Source organism: Streptomyces sp. NPDC050164, from assembly GCF_044459945.1.
Lineage (GTDB): Bacteria > Actinomycetota > Actinomycetes > Streptomycetales > Streptomycetaceae > Streptomyces > Streptomyces coeruleorubidus_A.
This window is the reverse complement of record NZ_JBITJK010000067.1, coordinates 1-17,497: the sequence shown is the minus strand read 5'-3', so window position 1 is coordinate 17,497 and position 17,497 is coordinate 1. Positions and strand designations below refer to the sequence as shown.

Sequence of the window (17,497 nt, the reverse complement as noted above, 5' to 3'; positions counted from 1 at the left end):
GCCGGCGTCAAGGCAACAGCGGTTTCCGCTCCACCGGGGAGGTCAGCACGATCGACGTCGTGGTGCGGCCCAGCGCGGAGACCTCCTCCAGCACCTCCTCCAGGTGGACGGTGTCCCGGACGGCGACCTTGAGGATCCAGCAGTCCTCCCCGACCACGTGGTGCACCTCGGTGATCTCGGGCCGCTCGATCAGCTCCAGGGTCCTTGGGTGCTTCAGGTTGTAGCCGCCGTGCGGGTTCACCCGGATGAACGCCTGGATGCCGTAGCCGAGCCGGGCCGGCACGACCCGTGCCGCGTAGCCGCTGATCACGCCCGCCGCCTCCAGGCGCCGCACCCGCTCGGTGACCGCCGCCGGGCTGAGCCGGACCCGGCGGCCCAGCTCGCTGAGCTTGATCCGGCCGTCGGTCTGGAGCAGCTGGAGGATCTGCCGGTCCAGCGCGTCGAAGGCCACCGAGGTTTCGTCGGCGGTGGTGCGCAGATGCCGTGGTTCTTTCGGCGCGGTTGCCCGAACTCCCATGGTTCCCCCTTCAGGACGTCGATGTACGCCAGGAGAATTATGGTCATGGAAAAGGCCCTGGAAGTCCTGGTCATCGGCGGGAACCGTTACGTCGGAAAGCGTCTGCTCGCACGGCTGCTCGCCGAAGGGCACCGCGTCACCGTGCTGAACCGGGGCTCCTCCCCGCCGCCGGCCGGGGTGGAGCAGCTGGTCGCCGACCGGGACGACGAGCGGTCCCTGACCGGCGCGCTCGGCTCGCGCGTCTTCGACGTCGTCGTCGACCAGGTCTGCTACACACCCCGCCAGGCGGCCCTCGCCCGCCGCGTCTTCTCCGGCCGCACCCGCCGTTATGTGATGACCTCCACGGTCGAGGTGTACGAGTACGAGGACTCCCCCGCCCTCGTGCGCGAGGAGGCCGTCGATCCGGCCACGGTCACCGTCGACCTCGGGCTGCCCTGGGACGACCCGGCGTTCCTGGAGGCGAACTACGGGGAGGGCAAGCGGCAGGCCGAGGCGGTCCTCGCGGCCGACGGCCCGGCGTTGCCGTACGCGGCGGTGCGGGTGGCCCATGTGCTGGGCGGGGACGACGACTTCACCGGGCGGCTGGCCCACTACGCCGAGCGGATACGCACCGGCGAGCCGATCGCCGTGCCGGTGGTGAACCGGCCGGCCACCTACGTCCACGTCGAGGAGATCGGCCGGTTCCTGGCCTGGGCGGCGGGCGAGGACTTCACCGGGCCGGTGAACGCCGCCTCGCACGGGACGCTGACCACCGAGGAGCTGTGCGAGGCGGTGGCCGCGCATGTCCCGGGCGGCCGGACCGTGTTCGGGCCCGTCGAGGTCGGCGAGGTCTCCCCGTTCTCCTTCCGCCGCTCCTACGGCATGGACAACGCCCGGGCCGCCCGGCTCGGCTTCACCTTCACCGACGCCCGGCAGTGGCTGCCGCGCGCCGTCGCCGAGACACTCGGGAAGGGCGACTGACATGCGGTACAGGACACTTGGCGGGCTGCGGGTGAGCGCGGTCGGGCTCGGCGCGATGCCGCTGTCCATCGAGGGCCGGCCGGACGAGAAGCGCGCGCTGGCCACCGTGCACGCCGCGCTCGACGCGGGCGTGAGCCTCCTCGACACGGCCGACTCCTACCATCTGCCGGGCGCGGAGCCCGGCCACAACGAACGTCTGCTGGCCCGCGCGCTGGCCACGTACGGCGGTGACACCTCCGGCGTGCTGGTGGCGACGAAGGGCGGCCGTGGCCGCCCGGCCGGCGGCGACTGGACGGTGAACGGCTCCCCGCGTCACCTCAAGGCCGCCGCCGAGGCCTCCCGCAAGCGCCTCGGCGTGGAGGCGATCGGCCTCTACCAACTCCACAAGCCGGACCCCGAAGTGCCCTTCGAGGAGTCGGTCGGCGCCCTGCGCGAGCTGCTCGACGCGGGCACGATCCGGCTCGCCGGGCTGTCCAACACCGACGCGGACCAGATCCGCCGGGCGCGCGAGATCCTCGGCGAGAGGCTGGTGTCGGTGCAGAACCGGTACTCCCCCGCCGTCCGGGCCGGCGAGCCGGAGCTGCGGCTGTGCGCGGAACTGGGGCTGGCGTTCCTGCCGTGGAGCCCGCTGGGCGGGCTGGCCCGCAGCTCCCTGGACGGGCCGTCGCGCACGGAGGGCAGGGAACGCCTGGCCGCCTTCCACGAGGTCGCGGCGGAGCGCGGTGTCAGCCCCCAGCAGGTCGGTCTGGCCTGGCTGCTGGCCCGCTCCCCCGCCGTCATCCCGATCCCGGGGGCGAGCCGGCCGGAGACGGCCGGGAACTCGGCGGCCGCGGCGGACCTGCCGCTCAGCCCGGAGGAACGGGCACGTCTGGACGAGGCCGCCGGGTCCTGAGGCCAGTCACTCGAAGGCGTCGTCGCCCTGCCACCCCTCCTCGTCCTCAGCGTCCTCGGCGCCCCGCACCCCGAGCAGTCGCCGGGTCAGCCGGTCGTGGTCGGAGAGGAGTTCGTCGAGGGCGGCGCGCATGTCCCGCGCCTCGGTGCGGGGCGACTCGCGCTCGGCGGCGATCAGTACGGACCGGCGTACGAGCTCCTTGGTGAAGGACGCCGTCGTGCCCTCCGTTCGGGCCACCACCTCGTCGGTGATCTCCTTGTCCAGGCCGAGGCCGGAGCCGTACAGACCCAGCAGGCGGGCACGGCCGTCCGCGTCCGGCAGGGGGATCTCCACGGCCAGGTCGACGCGCCCGGGGCGCTGGGCGAGGGCCGGTTCCAGCAGGTCGGCGCGGTTGGTGGTGAGCAGGAAGGCGACGTCGGCGTCGTCTCCGAGGCCGTCCATCTCGTTCAGGACCTGGAAGAGGAGCGGCTGCTCGCCGCCGCCGTAGTCGCGGGCCTCGGCGATCAGGTCGCAGTCCTCCAGGACGACCAGCGCGGGCTGTAGCATCCGGGCCAGGGCGCAGGCCGGGCCGATGGCCTCGATGCTCGTCCCGGACAGGACGACGACCGTGAACTCGGGCAGGTGGGACAGGAGGTAGCGGATGGTGTGGGTCTTGCCGGTGCCGGGCGGGCCGTACAGCAGCAGGCCCCGGCGCAGGTGCTGGCCGGCCGCGCGCAGTTGCTCCCGGCGCCGGGCCACGCCCACGACCTGCCGCTCCACCCGCTCCAGCAGCCCGTCCGGGAGCACGATGTCGTCCCGGGTCAGTCCGGGCCTGCGGTGGAACCGGAACGGTCCGAGGCCGGTGCCGAACTCCGAACCCTCGAAGGACAGGATCTGCCCCCGGAAGATGTTGAGCTCGCGCACGAGCACGTCGACCTCGGCGAGCAACCGGTCGGCGAATTCCTTCTCCCCGGCCAGTACCTCGATCTCCACCTTGTTGCGCCCGTACTCGTCCTGCGGCCCGCGCAACAGCACGGCGAACCGGTCCTCGCCCTCGGCCCCGAGGTAGAAACCGCAGGAGACACAGGCGAGTTCGGCATCGGGCGAGACCGGCAGCTGGGCGTAGTCGACGGACCCGACGGTGAACCGGTCGTACCGGTCGGCCGCTTCGAGGATGTCGCCGAGCGTCAGCTCACCGTGGTGCTGCGCCCCGCGCATACCGATGAGCTCGAACGACCGCTCGTCCCCACTGAACCAGCGCTCCAGCGCGAGATGGACATTGGGCAGGTCGTACGACGGGTAGGCGGCCTTGACCACGGGCCGGTCCCCCGGAGTGGACCCCAGGTGCTCACGGAGCCGCCGGGACAGATCCCGGCTGCCGTCGCCGTCCCGCCGCTTCGGCCGGGCCACCGCCGTCAGGAACTCATGGAACAGCTCGCTGATCTGCTCCATGGACAGAGGCGACGCCTCCCGCTCGGCCCCGTACCGCGCCCGGTACTCGTCCGAGCTCATGATCTCGAGCCCTTCCGTCATACGCCCTCCGTTCGTCAGCGGGCACCGACGGACTCCGCCTGCCTGCCCTCCTCGGCAGACTCCTCGACGGCCTTCCCCCTGCCCGGCAGCAACAGCGCCACGGCCACCGTACCGACGCCCAGCACCACCGCGCCGACCAGACTGGTGTGCGCGACCGCGTCGGAGAAGGACGCCCCCACCGCGTCGGCCATCTGCCGGGCCCCGCCGGCCAGTTGCCCGGCCTGCGCCTTGAGCCGCTCCGCCTGCTGCGGGTCACTCGCGTGCGCCGCCTGCTCGGCCAGCTGCCGCGCCTTGTCCCCGAGCCCCTGGGCGACGGCATACCCGGATCCCACCGAGTCCTGGGCCGTTTCCAGGGAGGAAGCCGGAAGCCCCCGGCCGGCCGTGGCGTCAGAGAGATGACCGGAGTACGAGGTCGCCAGCAGCGAGCCGAGGATGGCGATGCCGAGCGAACCGCCGAGCTCCAGCGACGTGTCGTTCACCGCACCGCCGACGCCCAGCTCGGACTCCGGGAACGCCCCCATGATCGCGTCCGTGCAGGGCGACAGCGCGAGCCCGATCGCCAGGCCGAGCACGATCAGGGGCGCGACGAAGTCGCCGTACGACGACCCGGAGCCGACCCGGGTGAGCAGCGCCAGGGCCGCGGTGCCGCCGACCATGCCGGCCGTGACGGTCCACTTCATGCCGACCCGCGGGGTGAGGCAGCCGGTGAGGGCGGAGCCCACGAAGACGGCACCGGCCAGCGGCAGCATGCGCAGACCCGTGTCCAGGGCGTCGTAGCCGAGGACGAACTGGAGGTGCTGGGTCAGGTAGTAGAAGGCGCCGAAGACGGCCAGGAAGAACAGGGCGACGGCGAGGTTGGAGCCCGCGAAGCCGCGGTCGGTGAAGCGGCGCACATCGAGGACGGGACGCGGGTGGCGCAGCTCCCGGAGCACGAAGGCCACGAGCGCGACGCCCGCGACGACCGCCGCCGTGACCGCCTTGGCACCCCAGCCGAAGTGCGGGCCCTCGATGATCATGTAGACGAGCGCGCCGATCCACACCACCGACAGCAGTCCGCCGCCGTCGTCGATCCGCCCGTGGTGGCCGGCCTTGGACGGCGGCACGAGGGCGAGCGCGCCGACGATGGCCAGGGCGGCGACGGGGACGTTGATGAGGAACGTCGAGGACCAGCCGTGGTGCTCCAGCAGCGCCCCGGCGACCAGCGGACCGGCCGCGATGGCGAGCCCGGCCGTGGCGGTCCACAGGGTGATGGCCTTGGCGCGTTCGGCGCGCGGGAAGGTCGCCGCGAGCAGGGACAGCGTGGCGGGCATGATCATCGCGGCGCCGGCGCCCATCACGGCACGCGCCGCGATCACCGCCGTGGCGCTGTCGGCGAGGTAGCCGGAGACGGCACCGCCGCCGAACACGACCAGCCCGAGGACGAGCGCGCCCCGGCGGCTGTACTTGTCGCCTATCGCGCCGAGCAGCAGCATCAGCGCGGCGTACGGGACGGTGTAGCCGTCGATGACCCACTGGAGGTCGGCGCTGGACAGGCCCAGGTCCTCGGTCATGTCGGGCGCGGCGACGGTGAGGGCGGTGTTCGCCATCACGATGATCAGCAGGCTCAGGCAGAGCACGAGGAGCGCCCACCAGCGGCGTGCGTAGGGGCGGTCCATCCGCTCGGCCGGTTCGGTCATGACGAGTCGCATGGCAGGGGTCGCCTTCCTCACTGACTTGCACAAGGGTGTGCACTTGCACAACGATGTGCAATGTACGCCGTTGCACACTGCTGTGCAAATCGATGAAGGAAGGGCACAATGGCGTCCATGACCACGGGCAACACCAGCCGCGCCGACGCCAACCGGCGCCGCATCCTCGACGTCGCCCTCGCCGAGCTGCTGCGCGACCCCGACGCCTCCATGGACCAGATCGCACGCGCCGCGGGCGTCGTACGGCGGACGGTGTACGGGCACTTCCCGAGCCGTGAGGCGCTGATCAGCACGCTCGTCGACGAGGCGGTTCAGGCCCTGTCGATCGCGCACGCGGCGGGGCGCGCGAGCGTGGAGGACCCGGCGGAGGCCGTGGCCCGCTCGGTGCTGGCGGTGTGGGAGCTCGCCGACCGCTACCGGCTGCTGATCGCGCTCGCCCAGCGCACGGTCACCATGCAGGGCATCAGGGAGCGGCTCGCCCCGGTCCGGGAGGCCGCCACCGGCGTACTCCGGCGCGGCCTCGACGAGGGCGTCTTCAGCTCACCGCTGCCGGCTCCGGCCCTGGCCTACGTGCACGAGCAGATGCTGGTCGCGCTGATGGAGGCGGTGAACGACGGGCTCGTGGCAGCGCGAGAGGCGGGCCGCTGCGCCGCGGTCACGGTGCTGACCGCAGCGGGCGTGCCCGCCTCGAAGGCCACCGAGCTGGTGGCGAAGCTGAATGATTGATCCGCGAAAGTAAGGACCGGGCGGCTGAGCGACGGGGGGACACTCAGCCGCCCGGAGTCTCGCGGGGCGCGGCGCGCGGCCGTCAGGTCTTGGCCAGCTCCTTCTCGCCGCCCTGCTCGGGCACCTCGGCGTGGTCCTTGGCCGGACCGCCGTGCCCGTCGTCCAGCAGCGTCGTCTCGTCGAAGGGCAGCTCACCGGCGAGGACCTGGTTCACGCGGTCCTTGTCGATCTCCTTCGTCCAGGTGCCGATCAGCACGGTGGCCACGGCGTTGCCGGCGAAGTTGGTCAGGGCGCGGGCCTCGCTCATGAAGCGGTCGATGCCGACGACGAGGCCGATACCGTCCACCAGGGCCGGCTTGTGCGACTGGAGACCGCCGGCCAGGGTCGCGAGGCCGGCGCCGGTGACACCGGCGGCGCCCTTGGAGGCGACCAGCAGGAAGAGCAGCAGCGGGATCTGCTCGCCGATCGACATCGGCGTGCCCATGGCGTCGGCGATGAACAGCGAAGCCATGGTCATGTAGATCATGGTGCCGTCGAGGTTGAAGGAGTAGCCGGTCGGGACGGTGATGCCGACCACCGGCTTGCTGACGCCCAGGTGCTCCATCTTCGCGATGAGCCGCGGAAGCGCGGACTCGGAGGAGGAGGTCGACAGGATCAGCAGGAACTCCCGGCCCAGGTACTTGAAGAGGGTGAGGATGTTCAGTCCGGAGACGACGCGCACCAGGATGCCGAGCACGATGAAGACGAACAGGAAGCAGGTGACGTAGAAGCCGAGCATCAGCACGGCGAGGCTCTTGAGCGCGTCCAGGCCGGCGGAGCCGGTGACGGCGGCGATGGCACCGAAGGCACCGATCGGGGCGGCCCACATCACCATGGCGAGGATGCGGAAGACGAGCCGCTGGATGTGCTCGATACCGCGCAGGATCGGCTGGCCCGCCGAGCCCATGCCCTGAAGCGCAAAGCCGGCGAGCAGGGCGATCAGCAGCGTCTGCAGCACCGACTCGTTGGTGAAGGCGGACACGATCGTGGTCGGGATGATGCCCAGCAGGAAGTCGGTGGTGTTCGTGGTGGCCTCGGGGTCGACCTGTGCGTGACCGGCCTCCTTGACCGCGTCGGTCATCGCGAGGGCCGAGCCCGGCTCCAGGATGTTGCCGACGACCAGGCCGATGCCCAGCGCGACCAGCGACATCACCATGAAGTAGCCGAGGGCGATACCGCCGACGGCACCGACCTTGGCGGCCTTCCGTACCGAGCCGATGCCCAGCACGATCGTGCAGAAGATGATCGGCGAGATCATCATCTTGATCAGGTTCACGAAGCCGGTTCCGATCGGCTTCAGCTCGACAGCGAAGTCGGGTGCGGCCAGACCCACCGCGATACCGGCGGTGACCGCGATGATCACCGCGATGTAGAGATAGTGCGTGCGGTCCCGCTTGGCTTTGGGTGCGGCAGGTGCCGTATCGGCTGCGCTGGTCACGGCGGCCCTCCTTGACGACGTCGTCGGCATCACCGGCGTGCGGCTCACGTCCGGGAAGAGGGAGCGGGGGCTCCCGGAGATGCGTATTGGGGAATGCCGTGACTATGTCCTGCTCTGTGAGCGCGGTCACCCTTCCGTTCATATAGTTCACAATCAGCCACGAGGCAGACTGACGACATGCGCTTCTCCGTCCCCGGTCCCCGCAGCCTGGCAGGCCAGCTCTTCGCCATGCAGGCCGTCCTGATAGCAGTCGTCGTGGCCGGATACGCACTGTTCACTTATGTCAGTGACCGCAGCCAGGCCGAAGAGGCGGCGCGGCGCCAGGCCAGGGCGGTGGCGCGGTCCGTCGCCGACTCCCCTTCCGTGCTGGAGGCGGCCCACACCTCCGACCCGACCGCCCGGCTCCAGCCGTACGCGATGCGGGTGATGCGGGACACGGAGGTCGACTTCATAACGATCATGAACCCGCGGGGCATCCGCTGGACGCATCCCGACCCGGACCAGATCGGCCAGCCCTTCCGGGGCCATACCGCGAAGGCTCTGAAGGGCGAGACCTTCGACGAGACCTACACCGGCACGCTCGGCCCCTCGGTCCGCGCGGTCACCCCGATCCAGGACGGCAAGAAGATCGTGGGCCTGGTCAGCGCGGGTATCCGGGTCGAGGAGATCACCCAGCGGGTGCAGGACCAGCTGACGGCCCTGCTCGGCGTCGCGGCCGGCGCGCTGGCCCTGGGCGCCGTCGGCACCTACGTCATCAACGCCCGGCTGCGCCGCCACACCCACGGCATGAACGCCGCCGAGCTGAGCCGGATGCACGACTACCACCAGGCCGCCCTGCACGCGGTACGCGAGGGGCTGCTGATGCTGGACGGGCAGTACCGTGTGGCGCTGATCAACGACGGAGGGCGGGAGTTGCTCGGCGTGGCCGGGGACGTGGTGGGCAGGTCGGTGGCGGAGCTGGGGCTTCCCACCCCGCTGACGGGTGCGCTGCTGGCGTCGGAGCCGCGGGTGGACGAGGTGCATCTGACGGCTTCGCGGGTACTGGTGATCAACACCTCGCCGGTGTCGGGCGGTGAGCGGCGCGGTACGGTCGTCACCCTGCGCGACGTCACCGAACTCCAGTCACTGATGGGCGAGTTGGACTCCGAGCGGGGCTTCACTCAGGCGCTGCGCTCACAGGCGCACGAGGCGGCGAACCGGCTGCACACGGTCGTCTCGCTGATCGAGCTGGGCCGGGCGGAGGAGGCGGTGGAGTTCGCGACGGCCGAGCTGGAGCTGGCGCAGGCGTTGACCGACCAGGTCGTGGCGGCGGTGAGCGAGCCGGTGCTGGCGGCACTGCTGCTGGGCAAGACGGCCCAGGCGAACGAGCGGGGCGTTGAGCTGATGGTGTCGGAGGACAGCTGCCTGGACGACGGTCTGCTGCCGGAGTCCCTGCCAGCACGGGACCTGGTGACCATCCTCGGCAATCTGATCGACAACGCAGTGGACGCGGCACAGGGCAGCGTGGGGGCGCGGGTGACGGTGGCGGTGTACACCCAGGACACCGAGGCCCTCGATGACGCCCCGGAGCTGGTACTGCGGGTCTCGGACACGGGCCCGGGCGTGGATCCGGAGCACGCCGAGGCCGTCTTCCAGCGGGGCTTCTCGACCAAGCCGGCGAGGCCGGGCGGCCGGGGGCTGGGGCTGGCCCTGGTACGGCAGGCGGTACAGCGGCACGAGGGGGCGCTGTCGGTGTCGGAGGCCGACGGGGGCGGAGCACAGTTCGAGGTACGGCTGCCGCTGCGGGAGACGGAGGCGGTGGCCGAGGGCGTGACATCCAGGGCCTCGGTGCCCTCAGGCGCTGGAGGCAACGCATGACGAGCGACATCACGCCCGAGAGGGCCATCCGCGTCCTGGTCGTGGAGGACGACCCGGTCGCCGCCGACGCCCACGTCCTGTACGTCGGTCGGGTCCCGGGCTTCGTCGCCGTGGGCAAGGCGCACACGGGCGCTGAGGCACGCCGGGCCCTGGAACGCACGCCCGTCGACCTGCTCCTGCTCGACCTGCACCTGCCGGACGTGCACGGTCTGCAACTGGCGCGGTCCCTGAGGGCGGCCGGACACCACGCGGACGTGATCGCGGTGACGTCGGCGCGTGATCTGGCGGTCGTGCGCGAGGGTGTCTCACTCGGAGTCGTGCAGTACGTCCTGAAGCCGTTCACCTTCGCGACCCTGCGGGACCGCCTCGTGCGGTACGCCGAGTTCCATGCCGCGGTCGGCGAGGCGAGCGGCCAGGACGAGGTCGACCGGGCGCTGGCGGCCCTGCGCGCCCCGGGCCCGGCGGCCCTGCCGAAGGGGCTGAGCGCGCCGACACTGGAGCGGGTGACGGTGGCCCTGCGCGACAGCGCGGAGGGCCTCACGGCCGCCGGTGTGGCGGAGACCGTGGGCATCTCCCGCATCACGGCCCGCCGTTACCTGGAGCACTTGGTGGACGCGGGCCGCGCGGCCCGCCGCCCGCAGTACGGCACGGTGGGGCGACCGGAGTTGCACTACCGCTGGGTCACCGGCCAGTGACGGGCCGTCGGCCACGGCCGGCCACGATCGAACCGGCGCACACGCATTGACCTGACTAGACCACTCAACTTAGGTTCACCACGCAGCCGTCCCGGCCACAACGAAGTGCGTCCGTAGGAGGTTCGTGCCGTGCGCCCCACCGCCGCTTTAACACCTCTCCTCGCCCTGGCCCTCGCCGCGACCGCCCTCACCGCCTGCGGTGGCGGTTCCGGCAGCGACCCCGACACCGTGAAGGTCTCCTTCAAACAGTCCACGGACAACTCCATCAAGGTGATGGACACCTATCTCGCGGACATCAAGAAACAGTTCGAGAAGGCCCACCCCGGCAAGAAGGTCGAACTCGTCCCGATCAAGGCCCCGGACTCGGAGTACTACACCAAGCTCCAGCAGATGCTCCGCTCCCCCAAGACCGCCCCCGACCTGGTCTACGAGGACACGTTCCTCATCAACTCGGACATCACCAGCGGCTACCTCAAGCCCCTCGACCCCTACCTCGCCAAGTGGCCGGACTGGAACCGGTTCATCGACACGGCGAAGTCGGCGGCCAAGGGCGAGGACGGCAGGACGTACGGCGTCCCCGACGGCACCGACACCCGCGGACTCTGGTTCGACAAAGGGATCTTCGCCAAGGCCGGCCTGCCCGCCGACTGGCAGCCGAAGACCTGGAAGGACGTCCTGACCGCGGCCCGCACCATCAAACAGAAGGTCCCCGGCGTCATCCCGCTCAACGTCTACACGGGCAAACCGGTCGGCGAGGCGGCCACCATGCAGACCTTCGAAATGCTGCTCTACGGCACGAACGACGGCCGCACGGACCCCCTCTACGACAAGAACTCGAAGAAGTGGGTCGCCGGCGGCCAGGGCTTCAAGGACGCCCTCGCCTTCGTCGAGACGGTCTACAAGGAGAAGCTGGGCCCGGACGTCTCCGACGCGCTCGACCCGAACGTCATGACCCGGGTCCGCGGCGAGTGGCTCCCCAAGGGCAGGCTCGGCATCGCCCTCGACGGCTCCTGGCTGCCGCAGGACTGGCTGCCCGGCAGCGGCCACGAGTGGCCCGAGTGGCCGGAGAAGCTAGGCCTCGCCGCCATGCCCACACAGCACGGCCAGGCGCCCGGCAAGGTGAGCATGTCCGGCGGCTGGACCTGGTCGATCCCGGCCAAGGCCGGCAACCCGGACCTGGCCTTCGAGTTCATCAAGACGATGCAGACCAAGGCCAACGCGCAGAAGTGGTACGCCCGCAACTCCGGCATCGCGGTCCGCGAGGACGTGGCGAAGGACCCCGGGTACGCCACCGCCCAGCCCGGCACCAAGTTCTTCACGGACCTGGTGCAGAACACCCACTACCGCCCCGCCTACCCGGCCTACCCCAAGGTCTCCACGGCCATCCAGGAGGCCATGGAGGGTGTGACGACGGGTGACATGTCGGTGGACGAGGCGGCGGGCGACTACGTGGACGCCCTGAAGGACGCCACGGACAACCAGGTCGTCGAGCGGTAGGCGACGGTACGCCCGGATGACCACCACGACACCGCACACCGGCCTCGGAAAGGCGCCCGGCCCCACGGCTCCCGTCCGCCCTCGGCGGGTCCCGGGCGCGCTGGTCCGAGCCCTCCCCCTCACCCCCGCCGTCGTCCTCCTGCTCCTCTTCCTCGCCGGCCCGATCGCCTACTGCGTCTACATCGCCTTCACCGACCTCCAGCTCACCGGCCAGGCCCAGGAGTCGTTCGTCGGCTTCGAGAACTTCACCCGGGCCTTCGGGGACGAGGCGTTCCTCAACGCCGTATGGCTGACGCTGGTGTTCACCGTCCTGTCGTCACTGGTCGGGCAGAACACGCTCGGCCTCGCCCTGGCGGCGCTGATGCGGCGCGCGTCGAAACCGGTCCGCACGCTCACCGGCGGCATCGTGGTCACGGCCTGGGTGCTGCCGGAGGTGGTGGCCGGCTTCCTCCTCTACGCGTTCTTCCGCCGCGAGGGCACCCTGAACGCCGTCCTGGACTGGCTCCACCTGCCCTCCCAGAACTGGCTGTTCACGCTCCCCATCCTGGCGGTGTCCTTCGCCAACGTCTGGCGCGGTACGGCGTTCTCCATGCTGGTCTACTCGGCCGCGCTGAACGAGATCCCCAAGGAGATCACCGAGGCCGCCGAGGTCGACGGGGCCGGGGGCTGGCGCCGCATGTGGCACATCACCCTCCCCATGATCCGCCGCTCCATCAGCACGAACCTGATGCTCAACACCCTCCAGACCCTCTCCGTCTTCGGCCTGATCTGGGTGATGACCAGGGGCGGCCCGGGCGGCAAGAGCCAGACGCTGCCGCTCTTCATGTACGAACAGGCCTTCCAGAACAGCCTGATCGGCTACGGCACGGCGGTGGCCCTGCTCCTCCTCCTGGTCGGCTCCCTCTTCTCGCTCGTCTACCTGCGCCTGCTGCGGACGGAGGTCTGACCCACATGGCAGTCACACTCGCCTCCCGCCGCACGACCCGCCGTCTGGCGGCGGACGCGGGCCTCCTGGTGGTCGCCGCGGCTTTCGTGCTCCCCCTGGCCTGGGTGGTCCTGTCCTCCCTGGACCCCCACGCCGACCTCCGGGTGAAGGCACCCGACGGCCTCACCCTGGACAACTTCGACGCGATCCTGACCTCGGACATCACCTTCACGCCGCTGCTGAACAGCCTGGTGCTGTGCGGCAGCGCGACGCTGCTGACGGTCAGCTGCGCGGCCCTGGCGGCCTACCCTCTCTCCCGCTTCCGCTCCCGCTTCAACCGTCCGTTCCTGCTGACGATCCTCTTCGCCACGAGCCTGCCGATCACGGCGATCATGGTTCCGGTCTACGCGCTGTTCGTCCAGGTGGACCTGATCGACACCATGCACGGCACGATCTTCTTCTTCGCCGCGTCCCAACTGCCGTTCGCCATCTGGCTGATGAAGAACTTCATGGACGGCGTACCGAGGGAACTCGAAGAGGCGGCCTGGACCGACGGGGCTTCGTCCCTCCAGTCCCTGATCCGCATCGTGCTGCCCCTGATGGGCCCGGGCGTGGCCGTCGTGACGGTCTTCTCCTTCGTCATGATGTGGGGCAACTTCTTCGTCCCCTTCATGCTCCTGCTGACGCCCGACCAGATGCCGGCGTCCGTCAGCATCAACGACTTCTTCGGGAACCGGGGGATGGTGGCGTACGGGCAGCTGGCGGCGTTCTCGATCGTCTACTCGACGCCGGTGATCCTGCTGTACGTCCTGATCGCCCGGCGTCTGGGAGGGGGCTTCGCACTGGGCGGGGCGGTCAAGGGCTGACCGGCGCCGGGGCTGGGGCGGGTGGGTCCGCAGCCCGGCGGTGCGGGGTGCCGCTTCTTCGGGACGGGCGCCCCCCCCAGCGGCACGACTGCCCGCGGCTGAGGCGCCCCCGACACAGCCCCGACCCACAAGCCGGCCGCAGGCGCTACCGCACCAGACACGGTCGCTTGGCATCGAACTCCCAGCCCGGGACCAGATACCGCATCCCCACCGCATCGTCCCGGGCCCCGAGCCCCTTCTCCCGATACAGCTCGTGCGCCGCCAGCAGCCGGTCCATGTCCAGCTCGACACCCAGCCCCGGCGCGTCCGGCACGGCGATCTCCCCGCCCACGATGCGGGGCGGCTCGACGGTCAGCCGCTCCAGCCCCTCCTGCCAGATCCAGTGCGTGTCCAGCGCGTTGTACTCCCCCGGCGCCGCGGCCCCGCAGTGCGTCACCATGGCCAGGGAGATGTCGAAGTGGTTGTTGGAGTGACACCCCCAGGTCAGCCCCATCGCGTTGCACAACTGCGCCACCCGCACCGACCCCTGCATGGTCCAGAAGTGCGGATCGGCCAGCGGAATGGAGACCGACTGCAGAGCCAGGGCATGGGCCATCTGACGCCAGTCGGTCGCGATCATGTTCGTCGCCGTGGGCAACCCCGTCGCCCGGCGGAACTCCGCGAGGATCTCCCGCCCGGAGTAACCGCCTTCCGCCCCGCAGGGATCCTCGGCATACGCGAGCGTGCCGACCAGCGGCCGGCACAGCTCGACCGCCTCCCGCAGCGACCACGCCCCGTTCGGGTCCAGCGTGATCCGGGCCTCGGGAAAGCGCGACTTGAGCGCCCGCACGGCCGCGACCTCCTCGGCCCCCGCCAGCACACCCCCCTTGAGCTTGAAGTCCCGGAACCCGTAGTGGTCGTAGGCCGCCTCCGCCTGCCGCACGATCGCCTCCGGCGACAGCGCCTCCTCATGTCGCACCCGGTACCACTCCACGGCTGAGCCGGGTTCCCGGACGTACTCCAGATCCGTCCGGTCCGGGTCACCGACGTAGAAGAGGTACCCCAGCACCCGCACCGAGTCCCGCTGCTGCCCGTCGCCCAGCAGCGCCGCCACGGGTACGTCCAGATGCTGCCCGAGAAGGTCGAGCAGCGCCGACTCGACCGCGGTCACCGTGTGGACGGTGGTCCGCAGGTCGAAGGTCTGGGCACCCCGCCCCCCGGCGTCCCGGTCGGCGAACCGGTCGCCGATCTCGCGCAGTACCCGCTTGTAGTCGCCCACCTTGGCCCCGACGACCAGCGACTCGGCGTCCCGCAGCGTCTGCGTGATCTTCTCCCCGCCGGGCACCTCCCCCAGCCCGGTACGCCCCTCGGAGTCGGTGAGAACGACGACGTTGCGCGTGAAGTACGGGCCGTGCGCGCCGGAGAGGTTCAGCTCCATGCTGTCGCGGCCCGCGACGGGGTAGACGGCGAACGCCGTGACGGTCGGCTGCGGTCCGATGCTCATCGGGTGCCCCTTCTGAAGGCTTGTGAAGGCTGAGGTGAGGTGGGGTGATTCAGAGACTGAGGGCGTCGAGGACCCACTCGACCGCCAGGACGCCGCCCAGACCGAGCACGGCGAGGACCGTCGTGTAGGACGTACGGACCTTGATCGCCTCGATGACGGAGAGGTTGAAGTACTCCTTGAACAGCCAGAACCCGGGGTCGTTGACGTGGGAGAAGGCAATGGAGCCGCAGGCGACGGCCAGCACCATGACCTCCGGGTGCACCCCGCTGCCCGCCAGGAGGGGCAGCGCCACCCCGGAGGCCGTGACGACGGCGACCGTGGCCGAGCCGAGCGCGATGCGGAGGATGACGGCGACGAGCCAGGCGAGGACGATCGGCGAGATGGACCAGCCGTCCGTGACGTCCTTGATGTAGTCGGAGATCCCGCCTTCGACGAGGACGTTCTTGAAGGCCCCGCCCGCGCCGATCACCAGCAGGATCATCGCCATCGCCTGGGCCGCCGAGCCACAGGAGGCGCCGACGTCGCTCAGGCTGCGCCCGATCCGCGGCCCGAACACCCAGACCGCCAGGCACAGGGTCAGCAGCAGGGCGATCGGCGCCGACCCGACGAAGGCGACGAAGTGCAGCAACGGGCTCTCGCCGGAGGCGGCCATGTCGGTCACGGCGGCGGCGACGATCAGCACGACGGGGAACAGCGCCACGAACAGCGACCAGCCCAGGCCCGGCATCTCCTCGTCGGTGAACTCCCGTTCGCTGACCAGGCCCTTGGGGATGGCGGGGGTCATCCTCGCGACGAACGGAAGACGAGGCCAGGTCAGGGCGATGAGCGCGCCGGCCGGCACGGCGACGAACAGGCCGTAGAACAGCGTCAGTCCGACGGAGGCGTGGAAGGTCGCGGCGACGGCGGTGGGGCCGGGGTGCGGCGGCAGGAAGCTGTGCATGGTGGACAGGGCGATGGACATCGGCAGCCCGACCCACAGCAGCTTCGCCCCGGTGACCCTGACCAGGGTGAACGCGATGGGCACGATGATGACGAAGGCGACCTCGTAGAACATGGTCACGCCGATCAGCATGGACGTGACCACCATGGCGACCTGGACCCACCGCGGTCCGAAGGCGTCGAGGAGCTTGCCGGCTATCCGCTGGGCGGCGCCCGCGTCCCCCATCACACGGCCGACCATGGCGCCGAGTCCGATGGTCAGCATGGTGTCGCCGATCTGGTCCCCGATGCCCTCGGAGAGGACGTCCGGGATGGTCGCCACCGGAATCCCCCGGACCAGTGCGACCCCGACCGCCACGAGCAGCAGGGCGGCGAAGCCGTTCAGTCTCAGCCTGGTCATGAGGACAAGCAGAACCAGAACGCTGATCCCGACTACGAGCAGAGGCAAGGCAGTTCCCCTTTGAACCGGTGTCCCATCCCTATATGCAGACGGCATCCACGTATGCAGATGGAGGCTAAGTGGGTGAACGTGCCGGGTCAATGGCCGGGCGATCACGGATTCCCGCGGACCTACGATGAGCCCATGCAGGAGAGCAGAGGCGTCCGCGGCGTGAAGTCGGCGGCCCGGACCGTCGCGCTGCTGGAACTGCTCGCCGAGCGGGGCGAACAGCCCTCGCGCCTCGACGAGCTCGCGGAGGATCTGGGGGTGCCGCGCAGCAGCATGTACCAACTGCTCCAGACGCTCGTCGACGCCGGCTGGGTCCGCACGGACGCCACCGGCTCCCTCTACGGCATCGGGATCCGCGCGCTGCTCACCGGCACCGGTTACCTGGACGGGGACCGGCACGTCCGGCTGGTCCGCCCGTACCTCGACGAGGCGTCGGACGCGCTCGGCGAGACGATCCACCTGGCCCGGCTCGACGGCCGGGACGTCGTCTACCTCGCCACCCGCGAGTCCCACGAGTACCTGCGCACCATCAGCCGGGTCGGCCGCCGCGTCCCGGCCCACGCCGGCGCGCTCGGCAAGGCCCTGCTCGCGGAGCGCGCCGACGATGAACTGCCGTTCACCCAATGGCCGTTGCCCGCGCTCACGGAGAACACCCACACCGACCGGGCGGCGCTCCTCGCCGACCTGGCCCGGGTACGCGAGCGCGGCTACTCCGTCGACCGCGAGGAGACGGTACCCGGCATCGCCGGCTTCGGCTTCGCCCTGCGCTACGGCACCCCGGCCGGCGACGCCATCAGCTGCTCGGTCCCGGTGGCCCGGCTGACCCCGCAGCACGAGTCCCGGATCGTCTCCGTGATGCTGGACATCCGAGCGAGGATCGAATCCCGGCTACCACCGGCGCCGGGCGCACCCGACTGGCGCTAGGTGTGCTGATCGGACAGGTTGGTGACGCGGCTGGCTGGGGTTTGGCCGCCGATGCCGGTGTGGGGTCGGTGGTAGTTGTACCAGTCCAGCC

At 70.7% G+C, this 17,497-nt stretch carries 15 protein-coding genes; 9 read left to right on the top strand and 6 right to left on the bottom strand.

The genetic code is table 11. The features are described from left to right. Window positions 1-7 precede the first annotated feature (7 nt). On the bottom strand, window positions 8-517 hold the full coding sequence (locus tag ACIBNA_RS43680) for an Lrp/AsnC family transcriptional regulator (protein WP_399170956.1): 510 nt from the start codon (window positions 515-517) through the stop codon (window positions 8-10). A gap of 45 nt (window positions 518-562) precedes the next feature. Between ACIBNA_RS43680 and ACIBNA_RS43675 the strand changes: the two genes are divergently transcribed. Continuing rightward, window positions 563-1,477: an NAD-dependent epimerase/dehydratase family protein gene (locus ACIBNA_RS43675; RefSeq protein ID WP_399170954.1), complete on the top strand. Its 915-nt coding sequence runs from the start codon at window positions 563-565 to the stop codon at window positions 1,475-1,477. 1 nt (window position 1,478) lies between these two features. Next, entirely contained in the window at window positions 1,479-2,369 is an 891-nt protein-coding gene (locus ACIBNA_RS43670; RefSeq protein ID WP_399170953.1) for an aldo/keto reductase, read from the top strand. Between the two features lie 6 nt (window positions 2,370-2,375). Here ACIBNA_RS43670 and ACIBNA_RS43665 read toward each other — a convergent pair whose 3' ends face one another. Both ACIBNA_RS43665 and ACIBNA_RS43660 read right to left on the bottom strand, forming a co-directional pair. Then, window positions 2,376-3,881: an AAA family ATPase gene (locus tag ACIBNA_RS43665; protein ID WP_399170952.1), complete on the bottom strand. Its 1,506-nt coding sequence runs from the start codon at window positions 3,879-3,881 to the stop codon at window positions 2,376-2,378. Window positions 3,882-3,895: 14 nt separating this feature from the next. Beyond that, the gene (locus ACIBNA_RS43660) at window positions 3,896-5,569 is read right to left on the bottom strand and encodes a DHA2 family efflux MFS transporter permease subunit (protein WP_399170951.1); all 1,674 of its coding nucleotides are present in this window, start codon (window positions 5,567-5,569) and stop codon (window positions 3,896-3,898) included. A 108-nt stretch (window positions 5,570-5,677) separates the two neighbouring features. Between ACIBNA_RS43660 and ACIBNA_RS43655 the strand changes: the two genes are divergently transcribed. Then, the gene (locus ACIBNA_RS43655) at window positions 5,678-6,295 is read left to right on the top strand and encodes a TetR/AcrR family transcriptional regulator (protein WP_399170949.1); all 618 of its coding nucleotides are present in this window, start codon (window positions 5,678-5,680) and stop codon (window positions 6,293-6,295) included. Window positions 6,296-6,377: 82 nt separating this feature from the next. Here ACIBNA_RS43655 and ACIBNA_RS43650 read toward each other — a convergent pair whose 3' ends face one another. Then, entirely contained in the window at window positions 6,378-7,772 is a 1,395-nt protein-coding gene (locus ACIBNA_RS43650) for a cation:dicarboxylate symporter family transporter (protein WP_399170948.1), read from the bottom strand. Between the two features lie 177 nt (window positions 7,773-7,949). On the opposite strand from ACIBNA_RS43650, the gene ACIBNA_RS43645 reads away from it, so the two are divergent. The 5 genes from ACIBNA_RS43645 (at window position 7,950) to ACIBNA_RS43625 (ending at window position 13,612) form a co-directional block, all read left to right on the top strand. Further along, a complete protein-coding gene (locus tag ACIBNA_RS43645) occupies window positions 7,950-9,629 on the top strand; it encodes an ATP-binding protein (protein WP_399170947.1) in 1,680 nt (559 codons plus the stop codon). Next, window positions 9,626-10,324: a response regulator gene (locus ACIBNA_RS43640; RefSeq protein WP_399170946.1), complete on the top strand. Its 699-nt coding sequence runs from the start codon at window positions 9,626-9,628 to the stop codon at window positions 10,322-10,324. Before ACIBNA_RS43645 ends, ACIBNA_RS43640 begins: the two co-directional genes overlap by 4 nt. Before the next feature lie 129 nt (window positions 10,325-10,453). Beyond that, window positions 10,454-11,821 (top strand): extracellular solute-binding protein, encoded by a 1,368-nt coding sequence (locus ACIBNA_RS43635; RefSeq protein WP_399170944.1) that lies wholly within the window; start codon window positions 10,454-10,456, stop codon window positions 11,819-11,821. Window positions 11,822-11,837: 16 nt separating this feature from the next. Beyond that, a complete protein-coding gene (locus ACIBNA_RS43630) occupies window positions 11,838-12,767 on the top strand; it encodes a carbohydrate ABC transporter permease (protein WP_399170943.1) in 930 nt (309 codons plus the stop codon). Window positions 12,768-12,772: 5 nt separating this feature from the next. After that, entirely contained in the window at window positions 12,773-13,612 is an 840-nt protein-coding gene (locus ACIBNA_RS43625; protein WP_399170942.1) for a carbohydrate ABC transporter permease, read from the top strand. 145 nt (window positions 13,613-13,757) lie between these two features. On the opposite strand, the gene ACIBNA_RS43620 is transcribed toward ACIBNA_RS43625, so the two are convergent. Then, window positions 13,758-15,095, bottom strand: a complete 1,338-nt coding sequence (locus ACIBNA_RS43620; protein WP_399170941.1) for an enolase C-terminal domain-like protein — start codon at window positions 15,093-15,095, stop codon at window positions 13,758-13,760. 49 nt (window positions 15,096-15,144) lie between these two features. After that, window positions 15,145-16,482 (bottom strand): gluconate:H+ symporter, encoded by a 1,338-nt coding sequence (locus ACIBNA_RS43615; protein ID WP_399170940.1) that lies wholly within the window; start codon window positions 16,480-16,482, stop codon window positions 15,145-15,147. Between the two features lie 135 nt (window positions 16,483-16,617). Between ACIBNA_RS43615 and ACIBNA_RS43610 the strand changes: the two genes are divergently transcribed. Further along, window positions 16,618-17,406 (top strand): IclR family transcriptional regulator, encoded by a 789-nt coding sequence (locus ACIBNA_RS43610; RefSeq protein WP_399170939.1) that lies wholly within the window; start codon window positions 16,618-16,620, stop codon window positions 17,404-17,406. The last annotated feature ends 91 nt before the right edge of the window (window positions 17,407-17,497 follow it).

What these genes read in the sequence shown, in the direction of transcription:
- ACIBNA_RS43680 (WP_399170956.1), bottom strand. Translation starts at nt 517, where the DNA reads ATGGGAGTTCGGGCAACCGCGCCGAAAGAACCACGGCATCTGCGCACC.
- ACIBNA_RS43675 (WP_399170954.1), top strand. Translation starts at nt 563, where the DNA reads ATGGAAAAGGCCCTGGAAGTCCTGGTCATCGGCGGGAACCGTTACGTC.
- ACIBNA_RS43670 (WP_399170953.1), top strand. Translation starts at nt 1,479, where the DNA reads ATGCGGTACAGGACACTTGGCGGGCTGCGGGTGAGCGCGGTCGGGCTC.
- ACIBNA_RS43665 (WP_399170952.1), bottom strand. Translation starts at nt 3,881, where the DNA reads ATGACGGAAGGGCTCGAGATCATGAGCTCGGACGAGTACCGGGCGCGG.
- ACIBNA_RS43660 (WP_399170951.1), bottom strand. Translation starts at nt 5,569, where the DNA reads ATGCGACTCGTCATGACCGAACCGGCCGAGCGGATGGACCGCCCCTAC.
- ACIBNA_RS43655 (WP_399170949.1), top strand. Translation starts at nt 5,678, where the DNA reads ATGGCGTCCATGACCACGGGCAACACCAGCCGCGCCGACGCCAACCGG.
- ACIBNA_RS43645 (WP_399170947.1), top strand. Translation starts at nt 7,950, where the DNA reads ATGCGCTTCTCCGTCCCCGGTCCCCGCAGCCTGGCAGGCCAGCTCTTC.
- ACIBNA_RS43640 (WP_399170946.1), top strand. Translation starts at nt 9,626, where the DNA reads ATGACGAGCGACATCACGCCCGAGAGGGCCATCCGCGTCCTGGTCGTG.
- ACIBNA_RS43630 (WP_399170943.1), top strand. Translation starts at nt 11,838, where the DNA reads ATGACCACCACGACACCGCACACCGGCCTCGGAAAGGCGCCCGGCCCC.
- ACIBNA_RS43625 (WP_399170942.1), top strand. Translation starts at nt 12,773, where the DNA reads ATGGCAGTCACACTCGCCTCCCGCCGCACGACCCGCCGTCTGGCGGCG.
- ACIBNA_RS43620 (WP_399170941.1), bottom strand. Translation starts at nt 15,095, where the DNA reads ATGAGCATCGGACCGCAGCCGACCGTCACGGCGTTCGCCGTCTACCCC.
- ACIBNA_RS43610 (WP_399170939.1), top strand. Translation starts at nt 16,618, where the DNA reads ATGCAGGAGAGCAGAGGCGTCCGCGGCGTGAAGTCGGCGGCCCGGACC.